This is a genomic window from Burkholderia sp. BCC1999, assembly GCF_905339975.1.
Lineage (GTDB): Bacteria > Pseudomonadota > Gammaproteobacteria > Burkholderiales > Burkholderiaceae > Burkholderia.
On record NZ_CAJPHP010000002.1, the window covers coordinates 257,077 to 281,125 of the forward strand.

26 protein-coding genes are annotated in these 24,049 nt (G+C 65.1%); 13 read left to right on the forward strand and 13 right to left on the reverse strand.

Annotated elements, in window-relative coordinates; translation table 11 throughout:
* Window positions 1-10: 10 nt before the first annotated feature.
* The 4 genes from dmpE to U5809_RS04070 form a co-directional block, all read right to left on the reverse strand.
* Complete coding sequence (gene dmpE, locus U5809_RS04055) at window positions 11-793, reverse strand: 2-oxopent-4-enoate hydratase (RefSeq protein WP_176045516.1); 783 nt, start codon at window positions 791-793, stop codon at window positions 11-13.
* 102 nt (window positions 794-895) lie between these two features.
* The gene (locus U5809_RS04060) at window positions 896-2,278 is read right to left on the reverse strand and encodes a DUF1329 domain-containing protein (protein WP_322085626.1); all 1,383 of its coding nucleotides are present in this window, start codon (window positions 2,276-2,278) and stop codon (window positions 896-898) included.
* 41 nt (window positions 2,279-2,319) lie between these two features.
* Window positions 2,320-3,885 carry a DUF1302 domain-containing protein gene (locus tag U5809_RS04065; protein WP_282509597.1) on the reverse strand — a complete coding sequence of 522 codons (1,566 nt, stop codon included), beginning with the start codon at window positions 3,883-3,885 and terminating at the stop codon, window positions 2,320-2,322.
* A gap of 156 nt (window positions 3,886-4,041) precedes the next feature.
* The gene (locus U5809_RS04070; protein ID WP_322085627.1) at window positions 4,042-4,821 is read right to left on the reverse strand and encodes an SDR family oxidoreductase; all 780 of its coding nucleotides are present in this window, start codon (window positions 4,819-4,821) and stop codon (window positions 4,042-4,044) included.
* Window positions 4,822-4,958: 137 nt separating this feature from the next.
* On the opposite strand from U5809_RS04070, the gene U5809_RS04075 reads away from it, so the two are divergent.
* The 6 genes from U5809_RS04075 to U5809_RS04100 all read left to right on the forward strand — a co-directional run bounded on the left by U5809_RS04075 (window position 4,959) and on the right by U5809_RS04100 (window position 9,286).
* On the forward strand, window positions 4,959-5,795 hold the full coding sequence (locus tag U5809_RS04075) for an alpha/beta fold hydrolase (RefSeq protein WP_282509601.1): 837 nt from the start codon (window positions 4,959-4,961) through the stop codon (window positions 5,793-5,795).
* Between the two features lie 62 nt (window positions 5,796-5,857).
* On the forward strand, window positions 5,858-6,646 hold the full coding sequence (locus U5809_RS04080; RefSeq protein WP_176045511.1) for an SDR family NAD(P)-dependent oxidoreductase: 789 nt from the start codon (window positions 5,858-5,860) through the stop codon (window positions 6,644-6,646).
* Window positions 6,647-6,678: 32 nt separating this feature from the next.
* Window positions 6,679-7,428 (forward strand): electron transfer flavoprotein subunit beta/FixA family protein, encoded by a 750-nt coding sequence (locus U5809_RS04085; protein WP_322085628.1) that lies wholly within the window; start codon window positions 6,679-6,681, stop codon window positions 7,426-7,428.
* A 16-nt stretch (window positions 7,429-7,444) separates the two neighbouring features.
* Window positions 7,445-8,389, forward strand: coding sequence for an electron transfer flavoprotein subunit alpha/FixB family protein (locus U5809_RS04090; RefSeq protein ID WP_322085629.1), 945 nt, complete (start codon window positions 7,445-7,447; stop codon window positions 8,387-8,389).
* A 2-nt stretch (window positions 8,390-8,391) separates the two neighbouring features.
* Entirely contained in the window at window positions 8,392-8,919 is a 528-nt protein-coding gene (locus tag U5809_RS04095; protein ID WP_322085630.1) for a transferase hexapeptide repeat family protein, read from the forward strand.
* A 115-nt stretch (window positions 8,920-9,034) separates the two neighbouring features.
* A complete protein-coding gene (locus tag U5809_RS04100; RefSeq protein ID WP_282509609.1) occupies window positions 9,035-9,286 on the forward strand; it encodes a hypothetical protein in 252 nt (83 codons plus the stop codon).
* A 101-nt stretch (window positions 9,287-9,387) separates the two neighbouring features.
* Here U5809_RS04100 and U5809_RS04105 read toward each other — a convergent pair whose 3' ends face one another.
* The 3 genes from U5809_RS04105 to U5809_RS04115 form a co-directional block, all read right to left on the reverse strand.
* Window positions 9,388-10,470: a porin gene (locus U5809_RS04105; protein WP_322085631.1), complete on the reverse strand. Its 1,083-nt coding sequence runs from the start codon at window positions 10,468-10,470 to the stop codon at window positions 9,388-9,390.
* 146 nt (window positions 10,471-10,616) lie between these two features.
* Window positions 10,617-11,327 (reverse strand): YczE/YyaS/YitT family protein, encoded by a 711-nt coding sequence (locus U5809_RS04110; protein ID WP_282509613.1) that lies wholly within the window; start codon window positions 11,325-11,327, stop codon window positions 10,617-10,619.
* A 183-nt stretch (window positions 11,328-11,510) separates the two neighbouring features.
* Complete coding sequence (locus U5809_RS04115; protein ID WP_322085632.1) at window positions 11,511-13,280, reverse strand: adenine deaminase C-terminal domain-containing protein; 1,770 nt, start codon at window positions 13,278-13,280, stop codon at window positions 11,511-11,513.
* 214 nt (window positions 13,281-13,494) lie between these two features.
* Here U5809_RS04115 and U5809_RS04120 point away from each other — a divergent pair, with 214 nt between their 5' ends.
* From U5809_RS04120 to U5809_RS04135, 4 genes are all read left to right on the forward strand, one after another.
* Entirely contained in the window at window positions 13,495-14,397 is a 903-nt protein-coding gene (locus tag U5809_RS04120; RefSeq protein WP_322085633.1) for a LysR family transcriptional regulator, read from the forward strand.
* A gap of 106 nt (window positions 14,398-14,503) precedes the next feature.
* Window positions 14,504-14,803: a hypothetical protein gene (locus U5809_RS04125; RefSeq protein ID WP_322085634.1), complete on the forward strand. Its 300-nt coding sequence runs from the start codon at window positions 14,504-14,506 to the stop codon at window positions 14,801-14,803.
* Between the two features lie 166 nt (window positions 14,804-14,969).
* Window positions 14,970-15,614: a DUF1326 domain-containing protein gene (locus tag U5809_RS04130; RefSeq protein WP_322085635.1), complete on the forward strand. Its 645-nt coding sequence runs from the start codon at window positions 14,970-14,972 to the stop codon at window positions 15,612-15,614.
* Window positions 15,611-16,402, forward strand: a complete 792-nt coding sequence (locus U5809_RS04135; RefSeq protein ID WP_322085636.1) for a DUF2182 domain-containing protein — start codon at window positions 15,611-15,613, stop codon at window positions 16,400-16,402. The genes U5809_RS04130 and U5809_RS04135 overlap by 4 nt, the downstream gene beginning before the upstream one ends.
* An 86-nt stretch (window positions 16,403-16,488) precedes the next feature.
* On the opposite strand, the gene U5809_RS04140 is transcribed toward U5809_RS04135, so the two are convergent.
* Entirely contained in the window at window positions 16,489-16,944 is a 456-nt protein-coding gene (locus tag U5809_RS04140; RefSeq protein WP_322085637.1) for a cupin domain-containing protein, read from the reverse strand.
* Between the two features lie 346 nt (window positions 16,945-17,290).
* Between U5809_RS04140 and U5809_RS04145 the strand changes: the two genes are divergently transcribed.
* Window positions 17,291-18,622, forward strand: coding sequence for a collagen-like triple helix repeat-containing protein (locus tag U5809_RS04145; RefSeq protein WP_322085638.1), 1,332 nt, complete (start codon window positions 17,291-17,293; stop codon window positions 18,620-18,622).
* Between the two features lie 118 nt (window positions 18,623-18,740).
* Here the strand turns inward: U5809_RS04145 and U5809_RS04150 are convergent, their stop codons facing one another.
* On the reverse strand, window positions 18,741-19,202 hold the full coding sequence (locus tag U5809_RS04150) for an Lrp/AsnC family transcriptional regulator (RefSeq protein ID WP_282509630.1): 462 nt from the start codon (window positions 19,200-19,202) through the stop codon (window positions 18,741-18,743).
* A 116-nt stretch (window positions 19,203-19,318) separates the two neighbouring features.
* Here U5809_RS04150 and U5809_RS04155 point away from each other — a divergent pair, with 116 nt between their 5' ends.
* Complete coding sequence (locus tag U5809_RS04155; RefSeq protein WP_322085639.1) at window positions 19,319-19,951, forward strand: LysE/ArgO family amino acid transporter; 633 nt, start codon at window positions 19,319-19,321, stop codon at window positions 19,949-19,951.
* Here the strand turns inward: U5809_RS04155 and U5809_RS04160 are convergent.
* The 4 genes from U5809_RS04160 to U5809_RS04175 all read right to left on the reverse strand — a co-directional run bounded on the left by U5809_RS04160 (window position 19,948) and on the right by U5809_RS04175 (window position 22,897).
* Window positions 19,948-20,985: an alpha/beta hydrolase gene (locus U5809_RS04160; RefSeq protein ID WP_322085640.1), complete on the reverse strand. Its 1,038-nt coding sequence runs from the start codon at window positions 20,983-20,985 to the stop codon at window positions 19,948-19,950. The genes U5809_RS04155 and U5809_RS04160 overlap by 4 nt on opposite strands.
* 22 nt (window positions 20,986-21,007) lie before the next feature.
* Complete coding sequence (locus U5809_RS04165; RefSeq protein ID WP_322085641.1) at window positions 21,008-21,580, reverse strand: TetR-like C-terminal domain-containing protein; 573 nt, start codon at window positions 21,578-21,580, stop codon at window positions 21,008-21,010.
* 202 nt (window positions 21,581-21,782) lie between these two features.
* Window positions 21,783-22,370, reverse strand: coding sequence for a hypothetical protein (locus U5809_RS04170; protein WP_322085642.1), 588 nt, complete (start codon window positions 22,368-22,370; stop codon window positions 21,783-21,785).
* Entirely contained in the window at window positions 22,367-22,897 is a 531-nt protein-coding gene (locus tag U5809_RS04175) for a hypothetical protein (protein ID WP_322085643.1), read from the reverse strand. The genes U5809_RS04170 and U5809_RS04175 overlap by 4 nt, the downstream gene beginning before the upstream one ends.
* A gap of 282 nt (window positions 22,898-23,179) precedes the next feature.
* Here U5809_RS04175 and U5809_RS04180 point away from each other — a divergent pair, with 282 nt between their 5' ends.
* A complete protein-coding gene (locus U5809_RS04180) occupies window positions 23,180-24,025 on the forward strand; it encodes a hypothetical protein (protein ID WP_322085644.1) in 846 nt (281 codons plus the stop codon).
* Window positions 24,026-24,049: the final 24 nt, after the last annotated feature.

Sequence of the window (24,049 nt, forward strand, 5' to 3'; positions counted from 1 at the left end):
GATTTTTCCTTTAGATAAAGCGGACGTCGCAACTGCCGATGCCGGAGATGTGCATCGACAGCGTGTCGCCGGCCGTGACCGGAATCAGTTTCGCGAGCGAGCCGGACAGCACGATCTCGCCTGCCAGCAGCGGCACGTCGTACGCGGCGAGCGTGTTCGCGAGCCACGCAACGGCGTCGGCGGGGTGGCCGAGCGCCGCGTCGCCGCGTCCTTGCGCGACGCGCTCGCCGTTCTTGTCGATCGTCATCTCGCACGCGGCGAGATCGAGCGTGCGCGGGTCGACGCGCGCATCGCCGAGCACGTACACGCCGCACGAGGCGTTGTCGGCGACGGTGTCCTCGATGCGGATCGCCCAGTCGCGGATGCGCGAATCGACGATCTCGAAGCAGGGCGCGACGGCGGCCGTCGCGGCGATCACGTCGGTGCGGTCGATGCCGGGGCCGCGCAGGTCGTGCGCGAGGATGAACGCGATCTCGCCTTCGGCGCGCGGCGCGATCAGCGAATCGGCGGCAATCGCCTCGCCGGCCGCGTAGTGCATGCCGGACAGCAGGATGCCGAAATCGGGCTGGCGCACGTTCAGCATGTCCTGCACGGCCTGGCTCGTCACGCCGATCTTCTTGCCGACGACCGCTTCGCCCTGTTCGACGCGACGCTCGATGAAGCGTTGCTGGATGCGGTAGGCGTCGTCGAGCGACAGCCGGCGCGGACGGTTCGACAGCGGCGCGACCGGCGCGCGCGCGTGCCACGCGGCGTACAGCTCGTCGCCGAGCGTCGTATGCAGGCGGGAAGACATGAAAGGGCCCTCGAAAGTAAAAGGCCGCCGTCGCGGGCGGCGTCGTGCGCCGGAGCTGGGCTCCGGCGCGTGGGTCACGGGCGTGCCGCGTCAGTCGATCGATCAGTTACCCGAACTGCGGATCGCGTCCGGCGAGAAGTACGCCTCGTTGAACTGCGGGCTGTTGTCGAGCTTGGGCATCGGGCCTTCGTTCGTCAGGCGGTCGGCCATGTACGCGCCCGAGATCAGGTCATGGAAGAACACCGCGCTCGGGTAGAACACCTTCGCGTCATACGCGTACAGCGACGTCGCGACGTTGGTGCGCCAGAGCTGGCCGCGCGCGTCGTAGTTGTCCGCGAGCAGCGATTGCCACGAGTCCTCGTCGATATACAGCACGCGCTTCGCATACTGGTGGCGATAGCCGCTCTTCAGCGTCGCCTGCAGCACCCACACGCGATGCAGCTCATAGCGGATATATGCCGGGTTCTCGTGGCCCTTGGTCAGCAGGTCGCCGTACTTCACCGCACTGTCCATCACCTTGTAGTTGTCGTAGGGCACGTAGATCTCGCGCTTGCCGACGATCTTCCAGTCGTAGCGGTCGCCGGGGCCGTTGTACAGGCGGTCGTCGTCGACGGTGCGGAAGCCGCCCGGGCCTTGCGGCTGGTCATAGCCGTATTCGGGCGCCTGACGCACGCGCCGCGTGCCGGGGTTGTACATCCAGGTGCGCGACGAGTTGTCCGCGCCGGCCTTGTCCCAGTTCGTGAAGCCGACGATCAGCGAGCCGCGGTCGGACAGCGGCAGTTCCGTCGCGTTGCGGTAGTACGTGCGGTTGTTCAGGTCGTTCTTTACGTCGTACTTGCCGACGTTGCGCGGCGAGTAGATGTCGTAGCGCACCTTGCCCCACGCGATGTTGCCGTCGGAGTACACGACCGCCTGGTCGTAGGTGGCCTGCTCGGTGCCGATCGACGACGAGAAACGCTGGTTCCACAGCAGCTCGGCGGCGGTCTTCGGGATCGGGTAGGGCACGGTCGGCGGCGCGTTCGTGAGGCCGTTCGCGTCGGACGTCATCGTCGAATCGGGCGCGTATGCGCGGATGTCCTTGTAGACGGCATCCGGGTAGCGGAAATCGCGGTGGCTCGGATAGACGATGATCTTGTAGGTAGCCGGATAGCGCTTGAACATCGCCTTCTGGCCGTCGGTCAGGTGCTCCGCGTACTGCGCCATGTTTTCAGCGGTGATCGTCGCGACCGGCTTCTCGCTGGCGAACGGATCGGGGTAGCGGCCGCCGCGCTTGTACTGCACGTCGGACGGCGTGCCGAGCCATTTGCCCGACCACTCGGGTACGCTGCTGTCCTTGCTCGCGGCGCGCACGGCGCCCATCGGCGTCAACTGGCCGTCGAGCGCCTTCAGGTCGTCCGTCGTGACCTTCGGGTACGACGCCGTCGCGGCGAGCGCGCACGCGGCCATCACCGACGCGCGCAGGAGGGGGAGATGAATTCGCTTCATGGCTAATCCTCTTCTTGCTGAGTAACGAGCGGCCGGGCCGCTCAGAAGTGGTAGGTCGCCGTCGCCAGCACGTAGTCGCGATCGGCGAGCGGGCGCGTGACTGGGTTCGGCGAACCGAGGAACTTCGCGTAGACGAGCGACAGCGACAGGTTGCTCAGGCGCGTGAAGGTCACGCCGGCGGTCACGCGGTGGTCGCCCTGGCCCGTCAGCGAGCCGAGCGCGCCGGCCAGCGGCGACGTGCCTGCCAGGTCGTGCGTGTAGGTCAGCGGCACGTCGAGATCCCAGCCGTTGAACACGTTCTTGTAGCTGAGCGTCCATGCGATCTCGAGCGCGAGCGCGTTGCGGGTGTTCGCGAGCGTGGTCGATCCGCCGAGCTCCGAGATGCTGCCCGCGTGCACGTACGTCAGTTCGCCGATCAGCGACTGCGAGTTCGCGAGGAAGCTCGGCCCGATCGAGTAGATGCCGGACAGGTTGGTCTGCACGACGTTCGCGCGGGTCGACTGGAGGCCCGTCGGCGTGTTGACGAGTACGGATGCGCCTTGTCGGTACGATGCCTCACCCGCAACGTTCACCGGGCCGATCTGGGTGGAGAAGCTCGCGCCCGTCAGCTTGATGTTGTTGAAATAGGTCTGCTGGTACTGGAGCGTCGGATAGAACGATGTGACGACGCTCGGGTTCATGTCGTTGTAGTGCAGGTAGTACAAACCGAGCTCGGTGTCGCCCAGCACGCGGAAGCGCGCGCCGATCCCCCACTGGTTGCGTGCGCTCGGCTTCTCGTCCGCGCCGCGCGGAATCATCATCCCGCCCGGGCCGATGATGTACTGCGCGCCGGGGCCCGTGACGTCCGAATAGCTCCAGTAGGAACCCGGCGCGGTCAGGCGGTTTTGCTGGAACGAGAACTGGTAGTACGCAAGCAGGCTCAGGCGCGGCGTGATCTGCCACTGCGTCGAGATCTGCGGCACCGGCAGCAGGATGTCCTTCACCTCGGCACCGGCCATGTACGACTTGGTCGCGTCGGACGGGCCCTGCGCGCCCGCGATGTTCGGGAAGAACAGGCTTTCGCCCCACGCGACGACCTGGTCGCCGACCTTCACGTTCAGGCTCGTCGAGCCGATCTTGAAGGTGTTGTACGCATACGCGGCGAGCAGCGTCGTGTGGCCGCCCGACCAGTAGCGCGCATCGCTCGTGAAGTCGTTGTACTGGCCAGAGTGGTTCACGGTGCCCGGCGCGTCGTTGTAGTTCGGACGGCGATAGGCCTGGTCGTAGAACGTGTCCGCGCGCACGAACACGCCCCAGTCGTCGTGCTTCAGGTTCACTTCGCCGAGCAGGCTGACCTGGTTCTCGATCAGCTTGTTCTTCGCGAAGTTGCGGTCGCCGTCGTCGCCGTTGATGTTCGCCGGCGTCAGCAGATTGCCGCTCGGTGCGCGGGTGCGCATGCCGAGGCCGTAACTGAGCGTGAACGTGTAGTCCAGCGTCGTGTCGGCGCCAAGCTCGATCGTGCTGCCGGCGTGTGCGCTGGGAACGGCGCACGTCAGCAGCGCGGCGGCCAGCGTCGACAGCGTGGCGGTTGCCCGCTTGTCGGTACGGCGCGAAATCCGTTGATGCATGGTGTCTCCTCTTGGGGGTATCGACGACGGTCGACTGTGTGTGTTGTCGTGAGAGGCAGAGTAGGGAGATCGCGGTAGCAGGGAATCGTCAAAATGAACTAGATGACTTCCCTAGGACTGGAAACGAATGGCCCTGCACCGCTTGCGTTGCGTGGTTCAGCGTGCGTCGGCCTGCGCGGCCGACAGGAACGCCGGCCGCTCGCCGCCGCCGTCGAGCCGCAGGTTCGCGCCCGACGTGTACGAAGCACCGGGCGACGCGAGAAACAGGCATGCCGATGCAACGTCGTCGGGCGTCGCGAGCCGTCCGGCGGGAATCGTCGCGCGGATCGCGTCGAGCGCGGCGTCGTCGCCGTAGTGGCCTTCGGTGGCCGATTCCGTCTGCACGAGGCTTGGGCTGATCGCGCACACACGCACGCGTGGCGCCCACTCGACCGCGAGCGATGTGACCGCGTTGACGAGGCCCGCTTTCGCGGCGCCGTACGCGGCCGTGCCGGGCGACGGCCGCGACGCGCTGACGCTCGCGATGAACAGCATCACGCCGCCTTCGGGCTGCGGCTGCATGATCGCGTTCACGCGCTGCGCGAGCTGCAGCGGCGCGATCAGGTTCAACCGCACGATCGATTCGGTGAAGCGCGGCGATGCATCGGCCGCGAGTGCGAACGGCGAGCCGCCCGCGTTGTTGACGAGCACGTCGAGGCCGCCGGCCGTGTCGCGGATCGTCGCGAGCATCGCGTCGACCTGCTCGATGTCGCGCAGGTCGGCCGCGACGAAGGTCGCCGTGCGGCCGTCGGCCGAAGGCGGCGTGTCGGGCGCGCTGCGCCCGCAGACGAACACGCGCGCGCCTGCCGCGAGAAACCGTTCGGCGATGCGCCGCCCGATGCCCTTGGTGCCGCCCGTCACGAGCACCGTCTTGCCGCTGTAGTCGAATCCGTTCATCGTTGCCTCCGTTTCGGTGGGCCGATGATAGGAAGAAGCGCGCGCGGCTTCGTAGTCTGAAAGGATGATGCCGGCCGGCGCCGGCGGCGCAATCATCGTGGCAGACATCCATCGAACGACGAAGGAGACAACCCGCGATGACGACCCTCACGACGCCGCCCGCCGGCATCTTCACCGATGTACCGGGCGGCATGCGCCTGCACCATTTCGAGGCGGGCGAGGGCCGGCCCGTGGTGTTCATCCACGGCAGCGGCCCGGGCGCCAGCGGCTTCAGCAACTTCAAGCACAACGTCCCGGCGTTCGCGGCGGCCGGCTATCGCGCGATCGTCGTCGACCTGCCGGGCTACGGGCAGTCGTCGAAGCCGTCCGACGTCGCCTATACGCTCGATTTCTTCGTCGGCGCGCTGCATGCGCAGCTGGCCGCGCTCGGGATCGGGCCGGCCGTGCTGCTCGGCAACTCGCTTGGCGGCGCGATCGCGCTGAAATATGCGCTCGACTACCCGGACGAAGTCGACGGGCTGATCATGATGGCGCCGGGCGGCGTCGAGGATCGCGACACCTATTTCCGGATGGAAGGGATCCAGCGGATGGTGAAGCTGTTCACCAATCGCCAGATGAATGACGACACGATGCGCGAGCTGCTGACGTTGCTCGTGCACGATCCGGCGATCGTCACCGACGCGCTCGTCGCCGAGCGGATGAAAGTGTGCGTCGAGCAGCCGACCGAAGTGCTGTCGACGATGAGCGTGCCGAACCTGACCGGCGCGCTCGGCGACCTGCGCTGCCCGATTCTCGGTTTCTGGGGCACGGACGATCGCTTCAACCCGGTCGGCGGCGCGCTGAAATTCCTCGAACACTGTCGCGACGCGCGCTTCGTGCTGATGAACCGGTGCGGCCACTGGGTGATGGTGGAACACGCCGATTATTTCAATCGGGAATGCCTCGATTTTCTCGCGACGCGGAATACGCGATAACGCAGGATGCCCTTGAAGGCCGCCGCACATGTGAGCGGCCTGCCTGAATCTACGGAGACACCATGAAACTCATCGAAGAACTGTTCGACCTGCGCGGCAAGGTGGCCGCGATCACCGGCGGCGCGCGCGGCATCGGCGCGGAGACGGCACGAACGCTGGCCGCGGCCGGCGCAAGCGTGGCCATTCTCGACGTACTGTCGCAGCCGGCCGAAGCGCTGGTCGAGGAAATTCGTGCGCAGGGCGGCCAGGCCGCGTTCTGGTCGCTCGACGTGACGCAGGAAGCCGACGTGGGACGCGTGTTCGGCGAGATCGTCGCGCGCTTCGGGCGCCTCGACGTGCTCGTGAACAACGCGGGCATCGAAGGCCACAACGTGCCGACGCACGAGCTCACGCTCGCGCAGTGGCAGCGCGTGCAGGACGTGAACGTGAACGGCGTGTTCCTGTGCACGCGTGCGGCGATTCCGCATATCGATGCGGCCGGCGGCGGCTCGATCGTGAACCTGTCGTCGATGTACGGGATCGTCGGCGGCCCCGACGTGCCCGCGTATCACGCATCGAAGGCCGCGGTGCGGATGATGGCGAAGGTCGACGCGATGCTGTACGCGGCGAAGAACATCCGCGCGAACTCGGTGCATCCCGGCTATATCCGCACGCCGATGCTCGAGGACGCGTTCCGCCAGATGGGGCAGGACCCCGACAATGTTTTCGGCTATCTGCAGACGCACGTGCCGATGGCCAAGATCGGCAGCCCGCGCGACATCGCGGCCGGCATCCTGTATCTCGTGTCGCCGGCAGGCCGTTACGTGACGGGCGCGGAGCTCGTGATCGACGGCGGTTATACCGCGCGCTGACGCGGCTTTCGCACTACAAGGGAGACGCGCAGTTGAAAGTGCTCGTGGCAGTGAAACGCGTGGTCGACGCGAACGTGAAGGTCGGCGTGAAATCCGACCGGACCGGCGTCGACATCGCGAACGTGAAGATGTCGATGAACCCGTTCGACGAGATCGCGGTGGAAGAGGCCGTGCGGTTGAAGGAAGCCGGCATCGTGACCGAGGTGGTCGCCGTATCGGTCGGCGTGGCGCAAGCGCAGGAAACGCTGCGCACGGCGCTCGCGATCGGCGCGGACCGCGCGATCCTCGTCGAATCGAATGCCGGCGTCGAGCCGCTGGGCGTCGCGAAGGTGCTGAAGGCGCTGGTCGACAAGGAGCGGCCGCAGCTGGTGATCCTCGGCAAGCAGGCGATCGACGACGATTCGAGCCAGACCGGCCAGATGCTGGCCGCGCTGGCGGGGGTGCCACAGGCGACTTTCGCGTCGAAGGTGGTGATTGCCGACGGCCGTGCGACGGTCGCGCGCGAAGTCGACGGTGGCGCGGAAACGCTGTCGCTGCAACTGCCCGCGGTCGTGACGACGGACCTGCGCCTGAACGAGCCGCGCTACGTGACGTTGCCGAACATCATGAAGGCGAAGAAGAAGCCGCTGGAAACCGTGAAGCCGGAAGACCTTGGTGTGGATGTGACGCCGCGTTTGAAGGTGCTCAACGTGAACGAGCCGCCGAAGCGCGCGGCCGGCGTGAAGGTGCCGGACGTGCAGACGCTGGTCGCGAAGCTGAAGACCGAAGCCAAGGTGCTGTAACAGGGAACGCAACGAAATGACGATTCTGGTAATTGCGGAACACGACAACGCATCGATCAAGGCTGCGACACTCAATGCGGTGGCGGCAGCGCAGGCGCTCGGCGCAGCTGGCGGTGGCGACGTGCATGTTCTGGTCGCGGGGCACGGCGCGCAAGCGGCTGCGGACGCGGCGGCGAAGATCGCAGGTGTGTCGAAGGTGCTGCTGGCCGATGCGCCGCACCTGGCAGACGGTCTGGCCGAGAACGTCGAAGCGACCGTGATGAACGTCGCGAAGGCGTACTCGCACATCCTCGCGCCGGCGACTGCGTACGGCAAGAACATCGCGCCGCGCATTGCTGCAAGGCTGGACGTCGCACAGATCTCCGAGATCACGGCCGTGGTTTCGGCCGACACGTTCGAGCGCCCGATCTACGCCGGCAACGCGATCGCGACGGTTCAGTCGAGCGACGCGATCAAGGTCGTCACGGTGCGCGCGACGGGGTTCGATCCGGTGGCGGCGGAAGGCGGCAGCGCGGCGGTCGAGAAGATCGAAGCGGCGGCCGACGCAGGCAAGTCGCAATTCGTGAGCCGTGAAGTGACGAAGCTGGACCGGCCGGAACTCACCAGCGCGAACATCATCGTGTCGGGTGGCCGCGGTCTGGGCAGCGGCGAGAACTACACGAAGGTGCTGGAACCGCTGGCCGACAAGCTGCAGGCCGCACTCGGCGCGTCGCGCGCGGCAGTCGACGCCGGCTATGTGCCGAACGACTATCAGGTCGGCCAGACCGGCAAGATCGTCGCGCCGCAGCTGTACATCGCGGTCGGCATTTCCGGCGCGATTCAGCACTTGGCCGGCATGAAGGATTCGAAGGTGATCGTCGCGATCAACAAGGATCCGGAGGCACCGATCTTCAGCGTGGCCGACTATGGCGTGGTCGGCGACCTGTTCTCGCTCGTGCCGGAAGCGGTCGCGGCGCTCTGACGATGCCGCTGTTCGAATTCAACGGGATGCGGCCGCGCATCGATCCGTCCGCGTATGTCGATCCGACCGCGGTCGTGATCGGCGACGTGACGATCGGCGCGCGCTGCTACATCGGTCCGCATGCGAGCCTGCGCGGCGACTTCGGTGCGATCGTCGTCGAAGACGGTAGCAATGTGCAGGACGGCTGCGTGCTGCACGTCGGGATCGGCGAGACGTGCCGGCTCGGCGTGAACAGCCACATCGGCCATGGTGCGATCGTGCATGGCGCGACGCTCGAACTGGACACGATGATCGGGATGAACGCGGTCGTGATGGACGGCGCGACGATCGGTGCGACGACGATCGTCGCGGCATGCGCGTTCGTGAAGGCCGGTTACGACGTGCCGGGCGGCGTGCTGCTCGCGGGCATGCCGGGGCGCGTCGTACGGCGGCTGAGCGACGCGGAGATCGAAGCGAAGGCGAACGGCACGCGGATCTATCAACAACTGGCGGCGGATTGCCTGAGGACGATCAGGCTGATCGAGGGGTGAGCGGAGGGTGCATCTTTCACGCGTGCCGGTCAATCGGGACGATACCCGATCAATTGCGTGACACGTCGCCATTGGCTTAAGATCGGCAGGAGTTCACCACACGCGTCCAGCACCAATGAAAAAGAGCATGAGCCTGCGGGTCGCCGTCATCGCCTCTGCCGTTGCGGCATTCAGCATCTACATGCACATCGACCAACTGATCAGCGGCTGCATGTGGGTCAGGGGCCGTCAGCGCTGCAGTTTCGAAAACAGCGCGAATTTCGAAGGCTGGATGAATCTCGATCTGCTGGTCACGTGTTGCTGGGTCGCCACCGCGGTGGTCGGATGGATGACGTTCGCGCAGTCGGGGAAGCAGCAGGATTCGTGATCGTCGAGCGTGCCCGGAACGGCGGCGCTGTCAATCCGTGACAACGATCGTCAACGCCGCGCAACGGCGCACGGCCGCCGGCGGCCGTGCAACCGGAGCCGTCAGAACCGCGTGCGGATTCCCGCGCCGTAGGTGCAACCGGCGGACAGGTTCGACACGCGGTCGTACAGATATCCCGCATACACGTCGGTGCGCTTCGACAGCGGATAGTCGTAGCTGACCGTCGCCGTGCTGCGCGCCTGGTCGAGCGCACTGTTGTCGCGCGAATACGCGTAGGACACGAGGATCCGGCCGAGACCGACCGGAATCGTCACGCCACCCTGCAGCATGTTCACGTGGAAATTGCCGCCCGCGAGCGTGTTGCCGAGGTACGTGTACTCGCCGAACAGCTTCACGAAGCGCAGGTCGTACGATGCGCCGAGCTGCGCGGCCGTCTGGCTCTGGAAGCCCTTCAGCAGCTTGCCGAGATCGCCCGGCGCGGAACTGAAGTTCAGGTACTGGTAGACGGCCCCGATTGCCAGTGCACCGCGCGTGAATTGCGCCTGCGCCGCGAATTTCTTCGCGCCGTTTTCGCCCGGCTGGTTGCCGAGCGCATACATGGCCGCGCCGCTCAGTCCACCGAAATCCGGTGTCGAATACTGCACCGCGTTGCTCCATGATGTGCCGCCTGGAATGCCCTGGCCGGTCGGGAAGCCGGGATAGGTGCCGAGGCTGGAATACAGCTGCACGATCGTCGGCGAGAATGTGAACGACGCATAGAATGGATTGAACTTCGCCGATTGCAGGTAGAGCAGGCTGCTCTGCCGCCCGAGCGCGAGCGCGCCATACGGCGACGCGATACCGAGGTACGCGTTGCGGGAAAACGTCGGGTCGCCGTCGAACGAGCCGAACCGGCCGTTCTGCGGGCGGAAGAAGCCCTCGATCGCGAACACGGCCTTGTAGCCGCCGCCGAGATCCTCCTGGCCGCCGAATCCCCAGAACGAAGTCGACAGCCCGCCGCCACCCTGTTGCGCGGCGCCCGGGTTGCCGGGCACGCGCTGATAGCCGGCCCAGGCGTCGACGATGCCGTACAGCTGCACGGTCGACTGCGCATGTGAGTTGGCGCCGGTCACCAGCGCGGCGACGGGGGCGGCGAGGCGGACCATTCGGTTCAGCTTGGCGATACAGGTGCGTTTGATCGGCATGATGGGTTCTCTTCACTCTTTCTGACGGCGAGCGGAAGTCGGCGCCGCGAACGAAGCGTCGGTGCCGGGATGCAAGGGGGAGAGGCGCGGAAGCCGCGCGGGAACCGGTGTGCGGCCGCGCCGCGACACCGGCCGAAGCGAGGGCGCTAGTTGGCGCGGTGCTCCAGCGAGCGGCGTTGCAGCGATGCCGTCATGCCCTTGGCCTTCCTGAACAGGAAGAAATAAAGCTTGATGTACTGCCCGACCAGGATCGCGTTCATGAACGTGCCTTCCCGGATGAATTCGGGCTTGCCGAGGAAGGCCAGGCCGATCGCCGCGCTGACGAGCAGCAACGTGCAGTCGAAGCTCGTCTTGATGTCGCCCCAGCGCCAGCCGGTGCGCTCGAAGATCGCGTTGACGAACATGTCGATCGGCATCAGCACGAGGTTCGCGCGGATCATCAGGAACAGGCCGAACGCGAGCAGTGCATCGGCGAACGCGAGCAGGCCCAGTTTCGGCAGGTAGTCCTGGAAGCCGATCGAGCGCGTCAGCATCAGGTTCAGGTCGAGGCAACTGGCCAGCACGAACGCGGGAATCAGTGACGCGAAATGCTTCGCGCGGAAATCCTTGCGCAGGACCAGGAACGTGAGGAACAGCATGAACAGCTCGAGCATGAAGTTGTACGTGCCCTGGCTCAGCGGCCGGTAGACGAGCGTCATCGTCCGGGTGAGACTGCTTTGCGGCGAGATGCCGATGCCGGCACGGATCGCGAAGCTGATGCCGAGCGTGAGGATGTAGATACCGACGACATAGGTGATCCAGCGCCGGGTGAGGCTGCCGGTATCGATGACTTCCGCTTCCCTTGCATGGTGCGCCATGGTGGTCCCTTGGTTGTCTTCGTGTTGCCGCGCGTGTCGGTGCGCCGGGTTGGCGGCGGTGCGATGCGCTGTCGTGGGGAATGCACGAAGGTATACCGGGCGAAGGTGCCCGTGCCATTCGCGCTTCCCATAGCCGGCGGGGCTCGTGGGCGCCCGCCGGTCGTCTCCTCCTGCCGGCCGGCGTCAGGCCATGAAGCCGAAGCGGTCGAGCGAGATGAACAGCGTCAGCAGCTTGTTCACCACGGGTTCGCCCTCATTGCGGTTGCCCAGCGCTTCGAGTGCCTGGTCGATCGAACGCGTCGCGCCGAGCAGGTCGGCGAGGCTCATGTTCGCCATCACGCCGTAGATGTCGAGCGGCAGCACGGCCTTCACGGCCTTGTCGTCGGTGACGATGCAGCCGCCCACGTACGAATCGACTTGCCGCAGGCAATGACACATCTCGTCGCTGTCGTTCCCGACCGCGACGAAGTACGCCTTCGGCGCCGGCCAGAAGGTTGCCACCGCGCCGCGCTCGATCGACACGCCCTTGAACAGCCCGTTGACGACGTGACGCTTGCCGTTCGCGTAGCGCTGCACGACCGCGATGCGGTTGAGCGTGACGCCGGCCACCTCGGGCACGACCTTGCCGTCGCGCAACGGCACCCACACTTCCTGGAAGAACTTCTCGTGGCCGCGCCCGTACACGTCGAACAGGTAGACCTTCGCCTGCGTGCCGTCGTCGGACACTTCGAGCGGCACGAGATCCAGTTGAGCGGGCGTCAGGTCGCCGAGACCGGGCACCGGTTGCTTCACCATGCCCGAGTAGTCGACGTCTGCCTGCTTGAGCAGCTTGCGGTCGCGGGCGACCAGTTCGCCATCCTTGAACACGTAGCGCGGGTTGATCTTCGACAGGCTGTCGGTCAGCACGATATCGGCGAAGCGGCCCGGCGTCAGCGACCCGAAGCGGTTGTCCATCCGGAATGCGCGCGCCGTGTAGAGCGTCGCCATCTTGATCGCCTGGATCGGATCGATGCCCATCTCGGCGCACAGCGACACGATCCAGTCCATGTGGCCCTTGGTCAGCAGGCGATCCACCGAGATGTTGTCCGCGCACAGCTGGAAGTTCTCGGACGGCCATTTCCGCTTGACGATCGCGCGCAGCATGATCTTGATCACCTCGGGGCTGCCGACGCCGAACTTGATCTGCGTCTGCAGCCCGTAGCGCACGCTCTTCTCGATGTCGTCTTCCTTCCACACGTCGTGGTTCGCGAACGCGCCGATCGCCGGCATGTAGTTCAGCATCATGTCGGACAGCGCCGTCACGCCCCAGTGCGTGTTCATGAAGCCGCCTTTCGCGCGGCCCAGCGCCGATTTGCGGAAGTCGTCGTCGTTGCCCACGCTGTAGGTCAGGTGCGCGAGTTCGCCGAGGCCGATCACCGGGTCCATCTTCAGCAGCGCGTCGGTCACGTCGACCGACGTCTTCTTGCCCGGTGCGAACGCGAACACGCGATACGGCAGGCGGTCGTGATCGCGGAACAACTGCTCGGTGGCCGGCACGGCCTCGGCGCCGGCCGCGCTGACGAAGTCGAGGCATTCGGAGAAGATCGTCGTCGTGCCGCACGGCACGATTGCCTCGGCGAATGCGGCCGGATGCGCGAGTTGCGCATCGAAGTGGATGTGAGCGTCGATCAACCCGGGAATCGCGTACAGGCCTTCGCCGTCGAACACCTCGCGTACGCGGATCGCGGTTTCGTCGGGGTTCAGCGCGACGATGCGCTTGTCGTACACGAGGATCGAGCCCTGGTAGACCGTTTCGCTATGCACGTCGAGGATGTTCAGATTCTTCAGCAGGAGATCGGCTTCCTTCTTCCCGTTGAGAATGTCGAAAATCGCGCGCACCTGGTCGTAGTGGGCCGCAACCTGGTCGCGTTGTCCCGCGGTGCCGGCCGTTCTCTCGCTGACTGCTTGGTACATGACTTGTCTCGCTTTATCGGTTGGTTTGAACCTGCTTTTGCGCCGCAACAAACGCGGTCGCCGCAGCGTGCGCGTACCGGCCGGGCGGTGCCACCGGCCCACGAACGCGACAGGAGTCATGAAAACCGATGTCACCGTTTCTAAAAAGCAGCGTTTTTTGCACGGAGCGTGCGCTTTTCGAGTACGCTTTGCCGACTCCAGGAGACCGGCGACCATGCTCCATTCACGATTGCTGCGCTACATCGACGAAGTCGCGCGGTGCGGCTCGATCCGCGCGGCCGGCGAGAAGCTTCACGTCGCGCCGTCCGCGATCAACAAGCACGTGCTGCTGCTCGAAGAGGAGATCGGCGAGCCGCTGTTCGAACGCCTGCCGCGCGGGCTGCGGTTGACGCCGGCCGGCGAGATCCTGCTGGCCCACGTGCGCAGGACGATGTCGGAATACCGGCAGGTCGAGGCCGAGATCCGCAACCTCAACACATTGCAGAAGGGCGAGGTGATCATCGCGACGGTGACCGGCCTCGCGAGCGGGGTCGCATCCACCGCGGCCGCGAATTTCTGCGCACAGCATCCGCACATCAAGATTTCGATTCGCGTGATGCCGGTGCGCGAGATCGCCGATGCGCTCGCCAGCGGCGAAGCCGACCTGGGTCTCGGCTTCAACCTGGCGCCGTCGCCGCAGCTCGAAAGCCTGTGGGAAATGGATACGAGCCTCGGCGCGGTGATTTCGCCGACGCATGCGCTCGCGCGAATGGAATCGATCCCGCTCGCATACTGCGCGTCGTATCCGCTGATCTTTGCCGATCGTTCGATGCTGATGCACGGCATCGTCGCCGATACGTTCGAGGAGGCGGGCATCGACGTCGAGCCGGCGTTCCGGACCAATTCGATCGAGACGATGAAGCGGCTGGCCGCCGCGAGCGAAAGCATCGCGTTCCTGAGCAAGTTCGACATCGCGGAGGAATACCGGCAGGAGAGCCTGACGTACCGGCCGATCCGCGATCGCGCGTTCAGCCGCAACGTGCTCGCGCTCGTGCGCCGCGAAAAGCACGGCCGCGGGCCGGCGAGCCTGCTGTTGGCCGAGGAGATCATGGCGATTCTCGGCGAGATGAGCGGCTGAGCGCGGGGCATGCGGTGAGGAGGGTGCCGCAGCGACCGTTGTGATTTGTCCTTCGATGCCCGGATAATGATCCGGCGTCGCGCTCGCGGCGCGAACGGAGGTTCCCATGCAATTTCCGACGGGATCGGTGGTCGCGCTCAGTTCGGCTGCCGCGACGATGTTTTCGCTGGGCATGCTGTTTCTCGGTTACTGGGGTTTGCACGAGGCGCTGCCCTGGCGGTTCGGCGACTATGTCGTGATCGTGCCCGCGCTCGCGGGTTTCGCGTGCCTGGCCAGCGTGCCGTTTCTCGCGACGTCGCCGATGAAAACGCCCGACGACGAGTCGCGGATGTTCGTCGCGCGGCGCGTGTTTCTGTGCGGTGCAAGTCTGGTCTGGTGTGCGATCGTCGCGTCGCTGTTCGTTTGAGATCGGCGTGGCGAGGCGGTGGCCGGAGCGGCGTGGCGGGCGCGTGTCGACGCGTCTTGCGCGTGGCCGGCACGCAGGGTTTTCACGCCGCCCTTCCTGCTTTGATTTCCCCATTGCGTGCACTAGATTCGAAGCGTTTACGTGTCACCGAGCGCGAGGTGGAGTCATGACGCCGTGGGAGATTCAGGGAACCGAAATGATCAGTTGCAATTGCTCATACGGTTGCCCGTGCCAGTTCAATGCGTTGCCGACCAACGGCAATTGCGCAGCGATGGGCGCGCTGTCGATCGACAGCGGCCACTACGGCGACGTGGTGCTCGACGGCGTCAGGATCGCGGTCGTGTTCCAGTGGCCGGGTGCCGTTCACGAAGGCCGGGGCAAGTGCCAGCCGATCGTCGACGAACGGGCCAGCCCCGAGCAGCGCGATGCCGTGCTGAAGATCATGACCGGTCAGGATACCGATCCATTCGCGACGATGTTCTCGGTGTATGCGTCGACGCTCGAGCACGCGTTCGATCCGATCTTCACGAGGATCGACTTCGACGTCGATGTCGATGCGCGGCGCGGCCGGATTCACGTCGAGGGCGTGTTCGACGCGTCCGGCGAACCGATCCGCAACCCGGTGACGGGCGACGAGCACCGCGTGCGGATCGACCTGCCGAACGGGTTCGAATACGAGCTGGCGGAAATCGGCTCGGGCACGGGGCGCTCGCAAGGCAACATCGCATTGAATCTCGACGGCACCTATGCGCAGTTCGCGCGGCTGCACCTGAACAACCACGGACTGATCCGGCATCGCGTCGCGGCATGACTCCGCTCGACTCCTGGCTCGGTCGCGAGCGCGTCATCACGCTGCTCGCGATGGCCGCACTCGTCGGCGTGTGCTGGTTCTACCTGTGGACGGGTGCGGGCACCGGCATGTCGGCGCTGGACATGACGACGTTCGCGCTTTTTCCGCATCGCCTCGCGGACGACATGGGCCGCATGGATCCGTCGCTGCCGACCGTGATCGCGATGTGGTGGGTGATGATGATCGCGATGATGACGCCCGGTGCGGTGCCGCTCGTGATGCTGTACCGACGCGTGGTGCGGCATCGCGGCGACAACGCTTCGCGTTCGGCGTTCACGTCGGTGTCGCTGCTGGCCGGCTATCTGACCACGTGGCTTGCGTTCTCGGTCGGCGCGGCGCTGCTTCAGGCGATGCTGCAACCGGCCGGATTGATCTCGGCGATGATGCTGTGGTCGAAGAGCGCCATCCTTTCCGCGGTCGTGCTGGCGCTGGCCGGACTCTATCAATTCTCGCCGCTGAAGCGCGCGTGCCTGCGGCAATGCCGAGCGCCGGCCGCGTTCCTGGTCGCGCACTGGCGTCCGGGCATCGCGGGCAGTTTCCTGCTCGGCGTGCGTCATGGCGTGTACTGCGTGGGGTGCTGCTGGCTGCTGATGGCGCTGCTGTTCGTCGGCGGCGTGATGAACGTCGTGTGGATTGCCGCACTGTCGCTCCTCGTGTTCGCGGAAAAAGTCCTGCCCGGCGGCGAACGTATCGGCCGCGCGGTGGGCGTCGTGCTGATCGCATGGGCCGGTGTGACGTTGATCGTGTGACGGGCGACAGGGTGAGGGTCCGGGTTGAAAACGCCCGCGGCACGCTTACGATCGTGAAGCTTGTTAAGCGGCCGTGACGCGTGACGCTATTCGTCGTGATCCACGAACACCTTGTTGGCGCCCGCCTTGTACAGACGCTTGCCGAGTTTCGGGTAGTCGCACACGTCGTGTTCCGGCCGATCGCCGGCGACGATGTAGACGAGCGGCAGGTCGCCGGTATTGACCATCGTGTGCGCGGGGCCGCCGCGCGGGAATCCCATGAAATCTCCCGGGCCGACCGGACAGGTCTGGCCGTCGATGGTCGCCTCGCCGAACCCGGACAGCACGTAGAGGCATTCCTCGCCGTACAAATGCCGGTGATATTCGGTCGATTCGTGCCCCGGCATCAACGTTATCAGATGGAAGCCCAGTTGCGTGAGCCCGGTGGCGTCACCCAGCGATCGCTTCAGGCGGACGGCATTCGCGTTCAACGGATGGACGGAATGCTCCGGTTCCATCGCCGCGATATCGGCGGCGGTCAGGATTGCTCGCGGGTTGTTCATCGTTTGTCTGGTCCGGGGGTCGGAGCGCCGAGGGCGCGGATAGTGGAGATGTCGGGGCAGGTTTCGACGATAGCACCGTTGAGTGCGCTCGAAGGAGGGCGGCGACGCGATGCATCGTCATTTGTCGCGCGGTGCTACGTAACACCGGATTCGTGTTACGGAAGCGTTACTGGAACGTAAGGTACGCGCACGACGAAAGATCGGGCAACCGCGCCGTGGATCGTCCGCGCAAGGCCCGCCGGACCGCGCGATCCGATGCGATGGCCGGATCGTCAGCGGTCCTGATGGCGATGGCACGGTAGATGCTTGCTGGAAGCACGACGTTGAACAGCTGACGGGGACTTCCATGCACAATCATTTCATCAAGGCGAATGGCGCGCTTGCCGCCATCGCTGCGGCGTGCGCGCTGGCGGCGTGCGGCGGCGGCGATATTTCGGCGCCGACATTGCCGGGCAACAACATCGCGACGAGCACGAGCGGGACCAGTGGCACGAGCAGCAGCGGTACGAGCAGCAGTGGTACGAGCAGCAGTGGTACGAGCAGCAGTGGTACGAGCAGCAGCGGTACGAGCAGCAGTGGTACGAGCAGCAGCGGTACGAGCAGCAGTGGTACAAGCAGCAGCGGTACGAGCAGCAGCGGCACGAGCAGCAGTGGTACGAGCAGCAGCGGTACCAGCAGCAGCGGCACAAGCAGCAGCGGTACGAGCAGCAGCGGCACGAGCAGCAGTGGCACAAGCAGCAGTGGCACGAGCAGCAGTGGCACAAGCAGCAGTGGCACAAGCAGCAGTGGCACAAGCAGCGGCACCGGTACCAGCGGCACGCCGGGCACGAACGGCATCATCAGTTCCGTCGGTGGAGTCGTCATGGCCGCGGGCACGACGATCAACGGCGTGACGCCTCCCGTCGGCAAGGACGTGACGGCCGGACTCGGCAACACCGTCATCGGCGCCGGCACGATCATTCGCGATACCTCCAACGCGGTGAGCAACGGGATCGGCCAGATCGGCATCGCGTCGAATCCGGTCGGTACGACCGTTGCCGGCCTCGGCTCCATCGTCAGTTCGACGAGCAACCCGGTCACCGGTCTTAGCCAGACCGTGAAGGCGCTCGGTACGGGGCCGCTCGCGCCGCTGGCGCCGATCACGGCGCCGGTCGGCGGCCTGCTCGACACGGTGGCCGGCGGTCTCCAGGGGGCCGGCGCGACACTCGGCTCGACGCTGTCGTCGGGCCCGGTGCAACAGGTAACCCAGTCGATCAGCAACGCGATCACGCCGCTCGTCACGACCACCGGCCAGCTCACACAGCAGATCGGTACGGCGACGGGCCTCGGGCAGCCGGTCGCCGGCCTGCTCGGGCAGGTTGGCGCGGCGATCACGTCGGCGGGCGTCAAGGTGACGTCCGCGTCGTCGCAGCCGCTCGTCGGCGCCGTCGGCCAGGTGGTTTTAGCGGTCGGCAACACGGTGACCAATGCGGGCGGCCTCGTGAGTCCGAAAGGCGCGAACGGCGGCGTGCCGATTTCCGGTCTGGTGACCAGCGTCGTCGGCGGCATACCGGCAACCGTGGTGAACGGGCCCGGGGCCGGTACGGGCGGCGGTACGGCGTCGGGCGGCGCCGGCAATCCGCTCGCGCCCGTTACGTCGCTGCTGGGTGGCTTGCTGGGTGGCGTCGCCGGCAAGTAGCCGGGGCGCGTCGAACGTCCCGGGAAAGGCGGGTCGCCGGCTGCCAGCCGGCGACCGGCCGGTCATCGTCACTTACGGCTCTCGTGGCGCAGTCGGCCGTCCGGTGGCGGTCGACGCGTCAGCCGCGGTTGCCGTCGAGCTTCGACGGCGGTCGCGCCAGCCCGCGCACCGGCACTGGCGTCGACATCACGATCGACGTGCGCGTTTCGCCGTACAGGTTGATGCGTTCGATCAGCTGTTCGAGATGGGTCATGCTGGTTGCGACGAACCGCATCACGTACGAATCCTCGCCCGTCACGTGACGGCATTCGACGACTTCGGGAATCGACTCCAGCAACTTGAGGAATTTTGCCTTGGCCGGCTGCGGCACCGTGATGCCGATCAGCGCGCTCACCGGGTAGCCGGCCGCGGCCGGATTGATCCGCGCCGTGTAGCCCTCGACGACGCCGGACGCCTCGAGGCGCTTCACGCGCTCCGTCACCGCCGGCACCGACAGGTGAACCTGGCGCGCGAGCTCGGTATAGCTGATGCGGCCGTTGGCCTGAAGCAGCGCCAATACCTTCCAGTCCAGATCATCCATCGCGGCGGGATTTTTTAAGGTGGAGTGCCTATTTTTCCTTAAAAACCGCATTCAGCGGTGACCGGACTTTCCCTACGATGCCTGTTCAACCCGTTGCATGTCGCAAGGAGCAGGCGATGCTGTTCATCAAGTCCGTCATGATGGGGCTGTCGATCGCGGTGCCGGTCGGCCCGATCGGCATGCTGTGCATTCAGCGCAGCCTGAGCCGCGGTTTTCAGGCAGGGTTCGCGACGGGCATCGGCGCCGCGTGCGCCGATGCGATCTATGGCCTGCTCGGCGCGCTGGGCATCGCGGGCATCGTCACCGCGTTCCCGATGCTGACCGTCGCCCTCAAGATCGGCGGCGGCGTGTTCCTCGTGTGGCTCGCGTGGTCCATCGCGCGCCAGCCGCCGGCCGTGGCCGCGCTGCAACGCGACCTGCCGCGCACGACCGTTCTGCGCGATTTCCTGACGACGTTCGGCCTGACGCTGTCGAACCCGATGACGATCCTGTCGTTCGTCGGGATTTTCGCGGCGCTTGGCCCGCTATCGGGCTCGCACGAAGGCGCGATGCGGCCGGCCGTCGAGTGGATGGTCGCCGGCGTGTTCGTCGGTTCGGCAACCTGGTGGCTGTGCCTGAGCGGCGCGACGGCCGCGCTGCGCACGAGGATGTCGTTCGCGTTCATGCACGGGTTGTCGCGCGTGTCGGCCGCCGTCATCGCGGCGTTCGGCGCGATCCAGCTGGTCGCGGGGATGCGCGGCCTTGCCTAGTCCCGAAGCGGGCTGCCGTTCGGTCGAACGCCTTCGACCGCGTGCAATGCCCACACATGCTCATGCACGAAGCGCGTGATCTCCTGGCTCAGTTCGATGTCCTCCGGCGCGCCCATGAACCCGCCGTGCGGCATGCCTTCGAACACGTGCAACTCGGTCGGCACCTGCGCGCGCCGCAACGCGCGATGCAGGCGGACCGCGTTCGACAGGAACAGGTCGCGTGTACCGCTCTGGAGGAACGTCGGCGGGAAACCGGCCGAGAAATCGCCGAACAGCGGCGACAGATACGGATGCGCGAGATCGGCGCCGTTCGCGTAGAGCAGGTTGTTCGCCATCAGCGAAGCCGGCAGCACGACGTCGACGAGCCGGTTGGTCTCGAAGCTGTCGCCGGATTCGGTCAGGTCGGCTTCCGGCGACAGCAGTACGAGTGCGGCCGGCAGCGGCAAGCCTTCGTCGCGGGCGCGCAGCACCATCGCGGCCGCGAGATTGCCGCCGGCCGAGCGCCCGCCGGCGACGATGTTCTCGGGCGCGTGGCGTTCCAGCACGAACGCATAGGCCGCGATGCAATCGTCGAGCGCGGCCGGATACGGATGGTCGGGTGGCATGCGGTAGTCGACGCCGTAGCAGCGCATGCCGAGCCGGTCGGCCTGCATCTGCGCGCCGGCGCGGCACGCGGCGCCGCCGCCGACGATCAGTGCGCCGCCGTGCAGGTCGATGTACGCGCACTCTTCGGACACCGTTGTTTCGGGCGTCGCGACATGCACGTCCGCGTGGCCGGCCCGGATCGTCTCGACGCTCGAACGCAGATACCCGGCGAGCTTCTCGACGGCGGCCGCGTAGTGCTCGTCGGCGGCCGCTTTCACGCGTATCCACGCGTCGACGTCGTCCGGCGCCGGCATCACGTGCAGCGCATTCAGCGGCACGCCGTCGTCGCCGACCAGTCGTTGCAACGCGGTTCGCGCTTCGTCGCTGATCGAGGCCGGGAAGGGCACGACACGGCTCGGTAGCACGACGCCCTTGGGTTTGTCTTTCATCGCTTGAATTCCATCCGGCGCGTCATGCGGCCGAAGGCCAGTGGCGCAGCATCACGTCCAGCGCATCGAGGCTGCGCGACCAAGACGCATCGGAATCCGGCGCGCTGTGCGAGAAACCGCCCGCGCCTTCGAGCGTCACGTAGCCCATGAAGAAGCCGCCGAGCAGGCGGATCGCATGGGCCTGTTCGGCTTCCGGCAGGTCGTAGCTGCGCAGCACGGCCGAGGTCATCCTGACGAGCCGGCCGCCCGCGCTCTCGGCGGCGCGCTCCGCGTTCACCGGATGGCGCGCGGCCGCAAAGCGGCCGGGATGCGCGCGTGCGTAGTCTCGATAGACGTTCGCGAGCGCGGCCAGCGCGTCCTTGCCGGTGCGGCCGGCCAGCGCGTCGGTCGCACGGTCGGCGAGCTCCTTCAGCGCGAACAGCGCGATCCGGCTCTTGAGGTCGTCGAAACTCGCGACGTGGGAATACAGGCTGGCCAGCCTGACGTCGAAGTGCCGCGCGAGCGCCGCGCCGGTGAGCTGCTCGAAGCCGGTTTCATCGGCGAGCTGCGCGCCGGCTTCGACCAGCTTGTCCACGGTAATGCCGGCACGTGCCATGACGAATGCTATGCAGGTTAGTCAAAAAACTAATTCTATTAGTTTTTGCTGCGATGTCAATTTCCCGTGCGTGCCGGTCGTGTCGAGATGTAGTGCTGGCATACGGTTGCCGCTCCGCGGTAGACGCTTCTCGCCGCGTATGGGCGTGGCGGATGTCGCGGTTTGGCGACGAAGTCGTTCTGCGCGGCGGGCGCCTCCAAAATCATCGGGGTCCGGTATGTCCGCCAAACGAACGTTGGGATATCAACCTGAACGCGTTCTGACCAAAGGCTCGCATGGTGGTGCCCCATTCGTTGAATTTGATTTTGACCGGATTGTTGAATGCGTTCCGAACAAGCGCGTCTGCGTTGATCGTACTTGGCCGGTGGACGGGGTTCGGGTGGCAAAAGCGGAAGTTCGTCCCGAGAACGGGATAGGCAACAAGATGATATCTGTTGTCGCTCGGATCGCTGATATTGGTTCTGTCGAAGGAAAAGCAGCCGCGCTGGGCGTAGTATATGAAATCAGCCAGATAGGATTGTTCATCAAAAGCGTAGTCTTTCTCTGTCGACTCTTCCCATAAGGCTCTTTTCAGGGAGAATATTTCCCTGATGCTCGGATTGATTTGAAATTCAAATAAATTTATTTCCGGCAAATTTCTTAGAATTCTTCTGTTCTTGTCGTGCGAGTGATCTTCATATATCTGCTTCGGAATATTGGCGTCTCCCGCCGTGGCAATGTGAATTTTGGTAAGGCATCGCTCACAACGAAAGGTAAAGAAGAGGTCGAAGTCGAATTCTGACGAGTTCATAGTTCCTTCCCGAATATTTGCGTGCAATTAGGGCATCTTGGAATTTTCTCCAGCGTGCGCGGGCGAATTGCGGGAGTGAACTCTATTTCGTTGACCGTCAGGTTGCGATTCGCGGAAAACAAACCGTTCGCCGATTTTACTTCCGCGCATTTTCCGATGATGTTTTTTGACCCGGTGAGATTCGAGGTCTTGCCGATTTTGCCGAGCTGACTCAGCAGGCTCGCAATTTCCCGGACAGGGTTGTGCAATACCTTGTGTGACGTGCCGAAGCAGTAGGATTTTGAGCTCCTGCCGGCAATGGTGCATGCCACCAGTTCGCCCGGAGAGTATTTTTCCTTGAATCCCTCTGATTTTATGAGCTGTGCCTGAGCTAGATTGATCTCTTCTTTGTATTTTATGCTCTTGTAGCGGAGCATTTTGTATAGTGATTCAATCGATCTGTGTTTTAATTCAAGGTAGTGAGACTTGTCAAAGGATTCATTTATTTCCTTGATTCTTTGGCGTAGCTTTCCGGCGCGTTGCTTCATTGGAAAATCCTCGGTTCCCGTAATATTTTTGAAAGAATGGGGGTGCCTGCGTTTCGACCCGGCGATGTTCCCCGTGGGCCGTATCGTGTCATCTTGAACTCGAGAGACTATGAAATAAAAATCCAATGTTGTCGATAATCAAATCCATCCGGGATAATCTTGCCGGAATCGGCGATCCCGGGTTGGCCGTCGACGAGCGCCCGCGACGTTCGCGCGTGACAGCCGGGGCACCGACGTACTCGGGATTTCGGGCTTGGTGACTGCTGGAGCACGGTCGCGCCGATGAACCTTTTCACCGACATTGGAGCCAACATGGCCAACCGGTCCTATCTCTACAGCCTCGGCAACCGGCCGACATCCTATGAGGATCGCCCGGAAACGATTGCCGGACTGTCCGAATGGGCCTATGACGTGCCGTTCATGTACCGGTTGCTCATGTCGTGCGACCCGCGGTTGTGTGCGTCACTTGTCTCGGATGGGCTGGACGGCGTAACCACGCCGCTGCATGCCATCAGCAGCCCGTTCCTTCCCGGGTTCGAGCGGGTCACGAAATTCGTGGCGATCCTCAGGATACTGATTGCACGGCAGACGGCGCCCGAGCCCGCCGTGCCGGCAGAAGAGGTTACAAGATCGACGTTCGCGGAACGGATGCGGCGCTGGGTAGGGCGGGCGCCTGCGCCGCCCGCTCCAAAAACGGTGACGGTGGCGCTTCCGGCCGCTTCCGGACATTTATCGGCCTGGCTGGACGAGACCATCGCCTTTCTGGAGCAGCATCGCGACCAGTACCTGCTGCTCGAAACCATCGAACTCGACCTGATGTCCGAAAGCGATCCCGATGCATTGCGGCGGCTCGTCGAAGCAGAGATTGACCGCTGCCTTCGCGTGGGCGCTGCGTTCGATGCGCTGCCGAGCGATCCCGAGGCGGCTGCACGCGTCGTGCAGCGTGCCGGGGCCGAACGGACCGGCGCGCCGCTGGACGCATTTTTCGGCTTGCGCTTTGACGACGATTGCGACAGCACCCGTACGCGAGCCACCGAACACCCGCTCGGGCTTCAGTGGAGCGACGAGTTGTATTTCTCGCTATTCAACCGCGATCAGTTCGCGGCGAGCCGGAGCGCGCCGGATTGACGCTGGCGGTCATCTGGAAAGCCC